General features: G+C 72.4%; 9 protein-coding genes and 1 pseudogene. 2 read left to right on the top strand and 8 right to left on the bottom strand.

Annotated features, from left to right (window positions below; genetic code table 11):
- Positions 1-261: 261 nt before the first annotated feature.
- Positions 262-750, bottom strand: a complete 489-nt coding sequence (locus ACOBQU_RS37405; RefSeq protein ID WP_423633674.1) for a winged helix-turn-helix transcriptional regulator — start codon at positions 748-750, stop codon at positions 262-264.
- 155 nt (positions 751-905) lie between these two features.
- On the opposite strand from ACOBQU_RS37405, the gene ACOBQU_RS37400 reads away from it, so the two are divergent.
- Positions 906-2,192 (top strand): MFS transporter, encoded by a 1,287-nt coding sequence (locus tag ACOBQU_RS37400; protein ID WP_423633672.1) that lies wholly within the window; start codon positions 906-908, stop codon positions 2,190-2,192.
- A 64-nt stretch (positions 2,193-2,256) separates the two neighbouring features.
- On the opposite strand, the gene ACOBQU_RS37395 is transcribed toward ACOBQU_RS37400, so the two are convergent.
- The 3 genes and pseudogenes from ACOBQU_RS37395 to ACOBQU_RS37385 form a co-directional block, all read right to left on the bottom strand.
- Complete coding sequence (locus ACOBQU_RS37395) at positions 2,257-3,744, bottom strand: hypothetical protein (RefSeq protein WP_423633670.1); 1,488 nt, start codon at positions 3,742-3,744, stop codon at positions 2,257-2,259.
- Positions 3,745-3,996: 252 nt separating this feature from the next.
- Positions 3,997-4,425, bottom strand: a pseudogene (locus tag ACOBQU_RS37390) (nuclear transport factor 2 family protein); the annotation flags it as partial.
- A gap of 122 nt (positions 4,426-4,547) precedes the next feature.
- Positions 4,548-5,081: a GNAT family N-acetyltransferase gene (locus ACOBQU_RS37385; protein ID WP_423633668.1), complete on the bottom strand. Its 534-nt coding sequence runs from the start codon at positions 5,079-5,081 to the stop codon at positions 4,548-4,550.
- Between the two features lie 142 nt (positions 5,082-5,223).
- Between ACOBQU_RS37385 and ACOBQU_RS37380 the strand changes: the two genes are divergently transcribed.
- Positions 5,224-6,261: an aliphatic amidase gene (locus tag ACOBQU_RS37380; protein WP_423633667.1), complete on the top strand. Its 1,038-nt coding sequence runs from the start codon at positions 5,224-5,226 to the stop codon at positions 6,259-6,261.
- Between the two features lie 30 nt (positions 6,262-6,291).
- On the opposite strand, the gene ACOBQU_RS37375 is transcribed toward ACOBQU_RS37380, so the two are convergent.
- The 4 genes from ACOBQU_RS37375 to ACOBQU_RS37360 form a co-directional block, all read right to left on the bottom strand.
- Positions 6,292-6,816, bottom strand: coding sequence for an AAA family ATPase (locus ACOBQU_RS37375; RefSeq protein WP_423633665.1), 525 nt, complete (start codon positions 6,814-6,816; stop codon positions 6,292-6,294).
- A 253-nt stretch (positions 6,817-7,069) separates the two neighbouring features.
- Positions 7,070-7,363, bottom strand: a complete 294-nt coding sequence (locus tag ACOBQU_RS37370; protein WP_423633663.1) for a hypothetical protein — start codon at positions 7,361-7,363, stop codon at positions 7,070-7,072.
- A 3,918-nt stretch (positions 7,364-11,281) separates the two neighbouring features.
- Entirely contained in the window at positions 11,282-12,070 is a 789-nt protein-coding gene (locus ACOBQU_RS37365; RefSeq protein ID WP_423633661.1) for a hypothetical protein, read from the bottom strand.
- Positions 12,071-12,595: 525 nt separating this feature from the next.
- Positions 12,596-12,730: a hypothetical protein gene (locus tag ACOBQU_RS37360; protein WP_423633660.1), complete on the bottom strand. Its 135-nt coding sequence runs from the start codon at positions 12,728-12,730 to the stop codon at positions 12,596-12,598.
- Positions 12,731-12,928 lie beyond the last annotated feature (198 nt).

The raw sequence follows: 12,928 nt of genomic DNA, 5'->3' as shown, positions 1-12,928 counted from the left end.
GTCAGGGCTGCGCGCTGTCCGGTGCGAGGAGGCGCAGGAGTCCGGCGTGCGGAGCGGGGGTGGCGTCGGCGGCGGGGCGCTGTCCTCCGCCGTGCCGTGGCTGAGGGCGATGATGGCCGCCACCTGCCAGGACAGCGCCGGGCGCGGCTCAAACTGCCTTGCGTCGCGGCCGCGTTGGAGTACGCGGGCGACGCGGGTCGGCGATCGGCTGGTGCCGGGCCCAGTCGCCCTCGGCGGTCACCGGGGGTGCGGTGAGGCGGGTCAGGGCTGGGTACGCGACGGAGACGCGCCAGGCCGCGTCGAGCCTGAGACCTTCTGGACGGCGGTGTCGTCGGGGTCGAGCCGCCGCCCGTCCGCGGCGAGCACTTCCAGGGGGCGCAGGCGCCGCCCCTGTCGGCGGTCGACGAGTTCCGAGTGCGGCTCCCCGGGGGCGAAGAAGTTCTGCTCGCCCCACTGCCGCAGTGCCACGATGACGGGGAACAGGGCCCTGCCCTTCGGGGTGAGCACATACTCCCGGTAGGCGCTGCCGTCCGACGCGGGGACGGATTCGAGGACGCCACCGGCGACCAGGGCGCGCAGGCGCGCGCTGAGGATGTTCTTCGCCACGCCCAGGCTGCGCTGAAACTCTCCGAAGCGGCGGCTCCCGTCGAAGGCGTCCCGCACGATCAGCAGGGACCACCAGTCACCGATCGCGTCCACCGACCGGGCGACCGGACACGCACTGTCGTCGAAGCGGGTCCTGCTCACCATCGCGCTCCTCGCTCTCCACTCTCCACACACTCCACCAACGGGACACCCCGCCCAGGGCACCCTTATCCGGGCACCCCATCCAGTTGCAACATGCTACCAAGGGGTCTACCGTCGCGCTGGTGGCAAGTTGCAACCAGACCTGTGGAGGGGCGCTGATGACCAGCGACTGCGTGGCCCGAATCCCCAACAGAGAGGAGGATTCCGCCTTCGTCCTGTCCCGTGGTGTCGTCCTTCTGTTCGCCGTCGCCTGTGGCGCCGCGGTGGCCAACGTCTACTTCTCCCAGCCGCTCCTGGTGACCATGGGCCAGGACCTCGCGATGAGCCCGGCGCTCGTGGGCAGCGTGGTCACCCTCACGCAGGTCGGGTACGGGATCGGGCTGTTCTTCCTCGTGCCGCTGGGCGACGTGACCGACCGCAGACGGCTCGTCGTCACGCAGCTGCTGCTCCTGGTGGCGGCGCTGACCGTGGTGGCCGCCGCCCCCACGGCGGCGGTCCTGCTCGTGGGCATGGCCGCGACGGGGCTGCTCGCGGTCGTCACGCAGACCCTGGTGGCCTTCGCCGCGTCGCTGGCGCCGCCCGCCGGGCGCGGCCGGGTCGTCGGCCTGGTCACCAGCGGCGTGGTCGTCGGCATCCTGCTGGCCCGCACCGTGTCCGGCGTACTGGCCGACCTCGCGGGCTGGCGCTCGGTGTACGTCGCCTCGGCGTCGCTCACCGCGCTGCTCGCCCTGGTCCTGTCCCGGGTGCTGCCGCACCACGGCGCCACCCCGCCGACCGCCCTGCGCTACGGCCAGTTGCTGCGCTCGACGGTCACCTTGTTCGCGCGGGAGCGGCTCCTGCGGCTCAGGGCCCTGTTCGGTCTGCTGGTCTTCGCCTCGTTCAGCACCCTGTGGAGCAGCGTCGCGCTGCCGCTGAGCGAGGCCCCGTACTCCATGTCGCACAGCGAGATCGGGGCGCTCGGCCTGATCGGCGTCGCCGGTGCGCTGGCCGCGGGCGTGGCGGGCCGCCTCAACGACCGCGGGCTGTCCCGGCGGACCACCGGCGTCGCCCTGGCCCTGCTCGCCGCCTCGTGGCTGCCCCTGGCATGCGCCCGCAGCTCCCTGTGGGCCCTGTTCCTCGGCGTGATCCTGCTCGACCTCGCCGTCCAGGCGGTCCACGTCACCAACCAGACCCTGATCTACGCCCTGCACCCGGAGGCGGGCAGTCGCCTGATCGGCGGGTACATGGTCTTCTACTCCGTCGGCAGCGCCACCGGCGCCATCGCCGCGACCTCCCTCTACACGGCGGCCGGTTGGGGCGCGGTCTGCGCGCTGGGCGCGGCGTTCAGCGTCGTCGGGCTCGCGCTGTGGGCGGTCACGGCCTTCCGTACGGGGCCGTCGGATCGTACGGATACGGGGCCGTCAGGTCCCACGGCTACGAGGCCGTCGGGACTTACGGAACGGTGACGCGCGGGCGCCGCGTGCAGGGATGCTGGGTGCGGCGCCGAGCGGGCTGGGGTGAGCGGTCCGGTCAGGAGCGGCCGGTGGGTGTCGTGGGTTCGCTGGGTGCGTTGTTGAGGGACTCCAGGTGCTGCTGCGCGGCGGGGAGCTGGCGGGGGTCGAGTCCGGGGAGCTGGCGCAGCAGGTCGATCAGCTCTGGTCCCGTGGCGCGGGCCTGGGAGGGGTCGGTGATCTGTGTCCAGCAGTAGTGGGCGCTGCGGGCCGCGTTGAGGGCTTCGGGGGCGTGGGGGGACTGGTGGGCGAGGCGGTCGCGGGCTGCCGCGATCCACAGCTGTGCGGCGAGCGCGAGGTCGCCGGACATCTTGGCGAGGTCCGCGCGGATCTCGGTCCACTGGGTGGCCTGCGGGGAGTGGGGTCCGTGTGTCCGCTGGGCGTGCTGTTCCCACGCGAGGGCCGTCTGGGCGGCCTCTTCGTGGCGTCCGGCCTGGGCCGCGGCGGCGATGTAGGGGCGCGGGTCGTGCTGCTGCGCGGCGGTCGGCGACGCCTGGACCGGGGCGGGGAGCTGCGCCGCTGGCGCTGGCGGTGCCTGGACGGCGGCGGGTTGCTGGGGGACGTACGGAACAGGGGCCGACCGCGGCTGCGGCGCCGGGTCCGGCGAGGTCTGCGGGCGGTAGGTGGACCGCACGGGGTGGTGCGCCTCCTGGACCCGCTGGTGGGTGGCGTGGGGCGGGAGGTGGGTGGTGGCCGCGTCCTGAACCCCCGGTCCGTCGCCGGTGCGTGCGGGGGCGGCGGGCTCGGGCCTGCGCCGACGGGGGAGGAAGCCGGTGTCCCGGGCGATGAGGCGCCGCGGGTTGGGCTTCGTACGCTGCGCCTCGGCCGGGGGCGCGCCGAGCTGAGGGGTGAGGGGCAGTATCACGGTGCCCGGTGGGAGCGAGGCGGTGGCGATGGTCAGAGCGTGGACGGTGGAGTTGGCGGGCCTCCTGGGATCGCTCCGCAGCTGTTCGATCCAGGCCTGGGTGTAGGGGCTGACGCCGCCGTGGCCGGAGAAGGCGGGCGGGGTGATCACGCCGTACGCCTCGGCGGAGGGAAGGGCGGGCAGGGTGCCGCCCTCCCCCACCAGTTCCCAGGCCCCTTTGTCCGCGGCGACGTCGAACACGACGGTGGTCCAGCCCGCGGGCCGGTTGCGCAGCTCGGTGCCGAGCCACTCCCAGGGCAGGGCCGTGTAGCGGGTGGTGGCGGCTGTCGTGCCCGGCAGGGCGAGATAGGGCCGCTGGCTGCGGCGGTCCACGGTCAGGCGGCCGGAGAGGTAGACGAGCAGGGGGCCCGGGGTGGCCGCGGCGGTGCGCAGCTTCATCAGCAGGGCGTTCTGGTCGCGGGGGCCGTCGAGGTACGTGGTGTCGGCCGGGGCGTCGGTCGCGAGCAGGACCGGCACGGGCACCAGTGAGAGGGCGGCCAGGTTGGCGCTGGGTTCGACCTGGACGGTGCGTCGGCGCGCTGCGATGTCTCCGGCGATGAGCAGGAGGTGTCCTCGCTGCTGGTCCGCCCCGTTGAAGTGCATGTCAGCACCGTACTCATAGGCGAAGAACTCCGGCAGCCCGCTAGGATTCTTCGCCTTGATGACGACCCGTCACACCTTGACGCGATTCGTTCTCCACGGCGGGGACCCGCCCGGTGCGTCTCCGCCGCACGGTCCTCAGCCGAGCCCGCCCGACTCCCCCGGCTCGCCCGCATCGCCCGACTCCCCCGGCTCACCCGCATCGCCCGACTCCCCGGGATCGCCCGACTCGTGCGGCGCCCGCGGCTCCCCCGGCTCGAAGGCCCGTGCGACGGCCAGGCTGTCCTCGTACACGTGGTGCCTGGTGACGAGGCCGTTCTCGACCGTCACGTGCAGCGCGAACCGGGCACGGTAGGCGCGGCCCGTGGGGCGGGCGGTCTGGCGGATCTCGCCGAGCACGACGGCGTCGATCCCGTCGACGAGGATCCGCTCGACCTCGGTGGCCACGCCTTCGGGCAGGTGGTACTCGGCGAGGAGGCGGTAGTGGTCGACGGCGTCGGCGCGGGTGGCGCGGTGCCGGATCCACGGGGTGGCCGTCCGGCCGTGCTCGGACGGCGGCCAGTTCAGCTTCCAGTCGCCGTGCTCGGCGTACAGCTCCGCGACGTGCTCGGGGTCGCCCTCGGCGATCCGGCGCAGCAGTTCCTCCACCACGGCACGGGTGGTCGGGGCGGTGTCCGTCGACATGTCGGCTCTCCGTATCTCTCCTCGCGCGTCCGACGGCCGGAGCGGCGGGGCCGTCATCCTCGCCGGGGTGCGCGGTCCTGCGCGATGACCCCTCAGGTAAGTGCGCGGGGCGCCGGGAGAGGCTAGGCGTCCGGTTCCTCCTGCCGCCGCAGCTCCTTCTCCAGCAGCGTGAAGGACTTCGGGGGCCCGCCCGGCTGCGGTTTGCCCTCCTTGTGGCCCACGACGCGGTAACCGGCGTCCTGGTAGTAGGCGCTGAGCCGCGCGTTGCCCGCCAGGCAGTCCAGGCGGACCCGCGTGCGGCCCGCGGTGGCCACCCGGCGTTCCGCGGCCGTCAGGAGCAGCCGTCCCGTGCCGGGCGCGGCGGCGGCGCGGTCCACCATGAGCCGGTGCACATATCCGGCCACGGGCGGCTGCGGGCCCCAGGCGGCCTCGTCCCGCCACCACAGCTCCCAGGCTCCGGCGACGCGCCCGCCGCTCTCCGCGAGCCAGACCTCACCGTGCGCCATGACCTGCCGGAAGTGGTCCTCGTCCAGTTCCCCCGGGCGCCACTGCCCGGTGATGCCGCTGGCCAGCATCCAGCGGGCCGCGTCGTCGCGGAGGCGGACGAGGGTGGGCAGGTCGGCCTCGGCGGCCGGGCGCACGCGGAGATCGTTCATCGGGCGATCTTCGCACAGCGGTTCGGTGGCGCTGGTTCCGCTGCGGGCCGGTAGCCGTGTCCGGGCGCTTGTCAGGCCGTGCGCCCGAGGGGTTCGCTGGGCGGAGGACACCTGTAGGGCGACGCAACGGAAGGAGCCAGCGATGCGCCACGGCGACATCGCCTCCGGCCCGGACACTGTCGGGGTCGCGGTCGTGAACTACAAGATGCCCCGGCTGCACACCAGGGCCGAGGTGCTGGAGAACGCCCGGAACATCGCCGAGATGGTCAAGGGCGTCAAGGTCGGCCTGCCGGGCATGGACCTCATCGTGTTCCCCGAGTACTCCACCCACGGCATCATGTACGACCCGGGCGAGATGCTGGACACCGCGTCCAGCGTGCCCGGCGAGGAGACCGAGGTCTTCGCCGCCGCCTGCCGGGAAGCGGGCGTCTGGGGCGTGTTCTCGCTGACCGGCGAGCGGCACGAGGACCATCCGCACAAGCCCCCGTACAACACGCTGGTGCTCATCGACGACCAGGGCCGGATCGCGCAGAAGTACCGCAAGATCCTCCCCTGGTGTCCCATCGAGGGCTGGTATCCCGGGGACACCACGCACGTGACCGAGGGCCCCAAGGGCCTGAAGGTGTCGCTGATCGTCTGCGACGACGGCAACTACCCGGAGATCTGGCGCGACTGCGCCATGAAGGGCGCCGAGCTGATCGTGCGCTGCCAGGGTTATATGTACCCGGCCAAGGACCAGCAGGTCCTCATGGCCAGGGCGATGGCCTGGGCGAACAACTGCTATGTCGCGGTCGCCAACGCCTCGGGGTTCGACGGCGTGTACTCCTTCTTCGGGCACTCCGCGCTCATCGGCTTCGACGGGCGCACGCTCGGCGAGACCGGCGAGGAGGACTACGGGGTGCAGTACGCGCAGTTGTCGGTGTCCGCGATCCGTGACGCGCGCGCCCACGACCAGTCGCAGAACCACCTGTTCAAGCTGCTGCACCGCGGCTACTCCGGGGTGCACGCGGCGGACGAGGGCGAACGGGGCGTCGCGGACTGCCCGTTCGACTTCTACCGGCTGTGGGTCACCGACCCGGCGAAGGCCGCGGAGAACGTCGAGTCGTTCACCCGCGACACGGTGGGCGTCGCCCAATGCCCGGTGGGCTCCCTGCCGGTGCGGCGGCCGGAGCAGGCGTAGGTCCGGGGCGCCGGGCCCGGGCCGTGGCGGTCAGCCGCGCCGCACGTCGGCCGCGACGGCCGCCGCGGTCTGGGCGGGCGTGAGGTGCGTGGTGTCGATGACGTCGGCTGCGCGGCGCAGCCAGGGCAGGGCTTCCTGGTAGCGGGCGATGTGGTCCAGGCGCCACTGGCGGGCGCCGGTCTCGACGGTGTCGCCCTCGATGCGCCGGGCGAGCGTGTCCGGGTCGGTGTGCAGTACGAAGTGCCGTACGGGAACGCCCGCCTTGGTCAGGCCGTCGTGGATCTCCCGCCAGTATCGCTCGACCAGGACCGTCTGGGGGATGACCAGCACGCCCTGGACGTAGGTGAGGATCTGCGCGGCGGTCTCCACGACCAGGGCCCGCCAGGGCGGCCACTCCTGGAAGTCGTCGACGGGGGCGGCGTCGCGCAGGACCGGGCGCAGCAGGTATCCGACGGTCTCCGTGTCGAAGATCCGCGCGTCCGGAAGCAGCGCCGCGAGCGCTTTCGAGGTCGTCGTCTTGCCCGCGCCGAAGGTTCCGTTGAGCCACACGATCATGCCGGTGACCCTATCCGGCGCCGGGTGCGGGCCGGGCAGACCGGGGTGCGGCTCGGGCGAGCCAGGTGCGGTCCGGGTGGACGAGGGTGTGGCCCGCGTGAGCCGGGTGCGGCCCGGCCCGAGTAGGCCAGGTGGGGCGGCCCCGGTGGGCCTGGCGAGCCCGGGTAGGCCAGGTGGGGCGGCCCGGTTTGGCGGCCGGGGCCGACAGGGCCCCGGCCGCTCCCCGCTCCCCCTCCTCCTGCGTTCGACACCGTCAGCTCGTGACGACGTTGTGCGCCGGGATGACCTGGGGTTCGGCGTCGCCGAGGCCCAGGTCCGCGAGGATCGGCTGGAGGATCTTGGCGAAGTTCTCCAGCGCGTCCTCGGACTCCCACACGTCGACGACCCTCCACCCGCCGTCGACCGGCCCGGCCGCGTGGGAGATGAGGCCGTGCGCGGGAATGTCGTCGACGGCGGTGAACTCGCCGCCGCCGGTGAGGCGTTGCACGCAGGCGTCGTACGCCTCCTGGCCGACGCCGGGCATGTCGATGGTGACGATGATGGCCATGTGGTCCCCCCACGGTGCTGTTTCCCGCGTGCCGCGAGCACGCTGCTCGGCGCGGTTCCCCTCATGCGTACCCGGCCGTCGGTCACGCGTCGACGGGTGGCGCGGGCCGCGCCCGGGGAACTGAGGCGCACCGGCGCGCCGGGCGCCTGGCTCGCGCCGGATGCCAACGGGCGCACACCACGCGGTGGTTGACGGGGGCTCTGTGTGCCCGACGGGGTCCGGGCGTGGCGCCGCACCGGCTGGGTGCCGCGTGGACGCCGGGGTCCCGGTGGTGCGTATGGGGGCCCTTTGGCGGTCGCGGGGGGGCGGAGCGGGCGCCGTCGCCGGTCAAACGCGTCAGGGCCGCCGAGCGCGGACGGCCGCCCGGCCCACCGTGCCCTCGGCCCACGCCACGCCTGAGCGGGAACGGGCGGCTGATCGCCTTCCACTCCGCCGCGGACAACCTCGTACCGGGGGACGTAAACCGCGCGGCGACGTCTTCGTCCGCGACCTGCGGAGCAGGGACCGTGGAGGGGGCTCGGTCAGGGCGCCTGAGCTGCGTAAATGTGTTGGGTGGTCCTCCAGGACGCACATCTGGGACACACATCGCGTGCGCATCCGTGATGACGGTCCACGGCGACGTCCCCGTACGACTCCCGGCCCGTCGCCTCACCGTTCGCGCTCGGCGCGCGGATGAGGTATTTGCAGGTGTCCAGGGCCTCGGCCAGGCGTGTGTGTCTCGCGGCGCTGTTCCGCTACCACCCGCTGTTCGCCCCGCTTCACCTCGCTCACCGGCCGGGGCCCCAGTACGGGAAACCGCGTGGCGACGCAGGCGGTGCCCGTACGTCTCCACGGTGCGGCGCGTCCTCGGCCTCCGTCTCCTGGTCGGCCTCCGCTGCCCTGGCACTCCTCCTTCGCCGGGCAGGATGCGGCAGGGGATCCCGGCCCTCGGCGGCCGCCGCGCGCTGGCCGCGTTGCGGGGCAAAAGCGGCCAGCTTCCCGTCCTTCGGATAGTTCTTGGAACGCTGTTCGCCGTCCCCATCTCGTCAGCGCGCCTGCCACCGTGTGTCGGTGCCGTGGATGGAGGTCGGTACGAGACCTGGGTGCTCGGGGCGTTCGGGTTCGCCCGGCTTCGGGCGCGCCTTGTGCCAGCGGCCGCAGGGCTCCTCGTTCGCACTCCCGGTAGTGGAGCGCGGTCGCCATCCCGCTCTGCGGCCGCCACCGTGGGGGCGGGCGGATGAACAGCGGCACGGAGACGTGCCGCTGCGCCGTTGTCTGGGGCAATGGGGGTTCGTCGAGCGGCAGCAGACCCGCGAGCCGAGCAACGGCTCGACGCGTTCGCTGTCAGCGACGCAGGCGAGCAGACCGGTAGGGCCGAGAAGCACGCTCCAGGGGACGTCTCGGCCCAGCCGAACGACCGGGCATCCACGCACGCGACCACGGTATCGACGGGAGCGACCGTGCCCCTGGGCTCCGCCTCGTGCTGTGGGGTCCGGCAGCGGCGGGCCGACCGCCGGTGAGGGGGGGTTGAGGCTCCGGCCCGGGGCCGGGCTCGGCCGCCGTTCCTTCGGTCCCGCCGGGCGGTGCGATCCCGTCGGCAGGGCGGAGGACTCTTACGGCGAGTGTCCGCACGAGTCGTGGCATGGACCATGGACTCGGCTGCTGGCCATCAGGGCGTTGCCCGCAGCGGGGCGAGCCTCGTCCTCGTCGGCCGCGCACGCGAGGCTGGCAGTAGTTCGCGACGGCAGTGAGGACCGCGTCGGGCCACCAGCTGGCGTCACGCTGGCCGTTCTCATCTTCGTGGGGGTGTGGCGTCTCCGGTTCCTCTTGTCGCTTCAAGAGGCCGGGGATCGTTGAGACCTTCGATCTCGACCGGTGAGAGCGCTCCGCGCGACTTGGCACGGGCGCTGGACAGCGGCGGATGGTGCAGGTGACTTGACGCTCACCGGAAGCCCTCCATGCGGCCTACCTGAACTGCTAGAACTGGGGCGTGCCGTTCATGAACGGTCGCGTTGATCCAAGGCGAGGGATCTGGGTTGGCCTTCCGGACGGCTCCCTACGACTCCCTGTAGATGGCGGGCTGTCGGCTCGTGCAGCGCGATCCGAGACCGCAGGGAAGGAAATGTCCGTTTCTCTGAAAGTGAGTGAAAACCGGGGTCCCCGCCGCTAACGTGCCTGGTCAGTTCGTGTGGTCCCCGCGCGTGCGGGGGTGGTCCCTTGTCGAGGGTCGCTCAGCTCCTGCCGCCGGTGTGGTCCCCGCGCGTGCGGGGGTGGTCCCAGATCGTCCTGACGATCCGCGCCGCGCTCACCGTGGTCCCCGCTCGTGCGGGGTTGGCCCCATCAATCCGTGCAGGAATCCTGCACCAGTCTCGTGGTCCCCGCGTGCGGGGTTGGCCCCGCGCCGTCACGCTCGTCCTCGGGGAGGCTGCGGTGGTCCGCGTGCGGGGAGGGACCGCTCACGATGCCCGTTTCCTTGCCGCACGACGACGGCGGCGGCTTATCCCGCGTGGATGCTAAAGGCACGCGGCCACGCAACGCGTTGCGCGTCGCGCACGGCCGGGCCTGGTCACCACACCCTTTAGGTGACGCAGCGGACCGTTAGCTCGTTTTCTGGCGGCGATCATGGCTCCCGGAGGCCTCGTGACGAGTCACCCACCTCAAAGGAGGCGTCCCCAACCCGACGCACTCCGGGCGAGGGGCCGCTGCCCCGGGCGTCGCCCAGCACAGTTTCGATCTCCTGGTGACCGGGACCGATCCCCTGCCCCTCGGCTGCCGTGAGCCGAACGGTCTGCCTCCGCGCCACGTCCCCCTGACGAACCGCGCGGCCGCTGCTCACCGCGTACGAAGGGCGCCGTCTGGGCCACGCTGGTGAAGCGCTCGCGGACCGTAGGGGCCACCTGGACCCTGGCCTGCGCCGGGATGGCCCTGCCTGCCCTCGCTGGCGTCGCGAAGCGGTTGACGGCGCGGCACACAGATGATCCGTACGACGTGCACGCCAAGGTGCCCTCGGGGACAGCCTGGACCGGTCTGGCCGGGTCAGTGGGCAGCTTGCGGACGGGGAATCAGAGCCCTGACGCAGGAGTTCGACGCGCCGACTCCAGTGGGGGCCGGTGAGTTCGAGTCCATCCGGCCGAAGGCACCCTCGGGCCACCCGGACCTCGTCCTGGCGAACGCGGTCCATGTGGGAGTCCTGAACCGAACCAAGGCGCACCTGATCGGCAGTACCCGCTTACACGAGCAGTCCGTCAGCGACTGATCGACTTTCCCTGGACGAGCTCCGGACCACCAACCCGGAGCGCCCCGCAGGGGGACAGCCACGCCCGGTGCCGGATTGGCCGACGATCTCCCCCGATCGTCACCCTCCGTGCCGTCTTCGGCCAGTTGTCCCAAGGCGTAGCCCGTGCCGGTCTCTTCGGGTGCAAGGGGTACTTGATCGGCCGCCGTGCTTCCCTGCCTCATGGGAAATGCTTCAGACGCGCGAGAAGTCTTTCAGCGGTCAGCCCGCGTCCGGGGGTGCCCGGCTCGATCAGCAGGGACAGCGGACGGCGTCTGCCGTCGCCAGTGAGGTGAGGTTTCGCAGGTCAGGACGCCCCGGGAGCAGCCGAGTTGCTGGCCGGGGCGTGGAGTCCACGCTCGCCATCGGCCAGTCCCGCGTACTATCCGCTCACCAGGTCGGTACCGCTCGTACGTGATGATCCTGCGATGGCTTGCCCACCTTCCCTCGTAGTAGCGGGACTTCGACAGATGGCGCTTCGGCCGTGCGATCCGCCGGGCATGCCGAGCCCGCGCATGCCCCTGGTGCGGGAGGGGTGAGCAGAGACCGGGCGGGGCGGATCAGAGCCCCGGCCCCCCCGTCGCCCTCCACCAGGCGTGCCACGGACGGCCGCATATGCGCCCCCAGTGAACCTGGGTTGACGTATCGCAGCCGTTGTCCGGCGATCAGCCGTTGGGGTACGCCTCGGAGATCACCTTCTGCCGCAGCACCGACCACTGCGCCATCATGTCGCTCACCAGGTACACGTCACGGCGCCGTGTCCACGCCTGGCCCGACTGCGGATCGTACGTCTTCGGCATCGTGAACCCGCGCGGCGCGAACGCGGGTATCCCGCGGTCCTTCGTCGTCTGCACACAGCGCTTGAGGTGGTCGCGGAAGCCGACGACGCCCGCGGTGCCGAGGCCGCCGGGCAGTTTCCTGCGGGCCTCGGCGACCTGCTGGGCCACGCCGTCGGTGCTCAGATAGGTGATGGTGCCGTCGGGAGCGATCACGGGCTCGATCGAGGTGACGTTCTTCATCGCGTACTTGGAGTCCAGGAACCGGGCGATCTCCCACTGCGCGTACACCGGCAGGTCCCGCTGTCGGCGGATCCGCGCGACTGTCTCGGCCAGTTCCTCGTTCACCGGGCCCGGCTCGAACAGCACCTTGGTCGGGTCGCCGCCGCCTGCCGGGGGACGGTTGCCGAAACCGTAGGCGACGATGAAGTCCACCTTGTCCAGGCGCGCGGTCGGTGGCTCCCAGTCGAAGCCGACGTCCTGGAGCAGCGGCACCAGTGTTCTCGCGGTCTCCCGGTCGCCGCCGAGCGCCTCGGTCAGCGCGGCCAGCATCGCCCGGGTCAGGCGCTCCTCGCTGTGGCCGCTGCCGCCGTGCCCGCTGGCGGCGTGCGCGGTACCGGCCGCCGCGGGGACGGCGAGGGCCGCAGTAAGGGCGGTGGCGAAGCGACGTCGTTGCATCAGCGGCTCTTCCGGTCTGGGGTGGTGTTCCGCAACGCACGATCAACGTCCCAGGTGATCGGTGCGGGAACCGCAGATGTACGGGGCTCGACCAGGTGGAGCCAAGCGCCACCTGGCCGTAGAGCGAGGCCAGAAGCCCCTACCGATCGTGGTGACGGCTGGACAGCGCGGGGACTCGCCGCGGTTCGAAACCGTTTCGAAACCGTACGGAAGAACGTCCGTGTGCTCCAGAGGGTCCGTGCGCCCCGCATCGGACCGGGTCGGCCACGCGTCCGCCCCGATCGGGTGCGCGCCGACTCGGGCGGAGGACGGCCATGCGCGGCCCCGGGTGAGGCCCCGGACGAGGGGTGGTCGGGCCAGGCGGTGTTCCTGGTGACGAAGTCCGCGATGGCGTCTTCCATCTGCTGGAGGCCGGGGTCTTCGAGTCGGTAGTGGCCCGCGCCTTCGAGCGTGACGGTGTCCACGGGGACCTTGGGGACGCGGGAGAGGGCGGGCACGCTGAGGTGGTGGGGCGTCCAGCGGTCATCAGCTGGCTGGGTCAGCAGCACGGGGCAGAGCATCGAAGTCCTGGGGCTCGACGGCGGGGGTGTAGTACCCGTAGGTGTCGAGGAAGCGGACGCTGACCCAGTTGGCGGCCGAGGTGCGGTCCTGCGACGTCATCGAGGCCGACGCCACCTCGGCAGCCGCACTCAGGTGAACCCGGTGCCAGGCGACAGCGAACCCGGCGCCAGGCGACACCGACGACAACCTCGACGTGGCCGTACGCCCTCCGCGCTGAGCCCCAACCCGCCGACTCCTGACAGGCGTTGGCCCGCCCGAGGGCCCGTGCCCGCGCCGCGCCGGGCGCCCGGCGCGGCG

The sequence above is a fragment of the Streptomyces sp. G45 genome (assembly GCF_049542095.1).
GTDB lineage: Bacteria > Actinomycetota > Actinomycetes > Streptomycetales > Streptomycetaceae > Streptomyces.
This window is presented reverse-complemented; position numbering and strand designations above follow the sequence as displayed.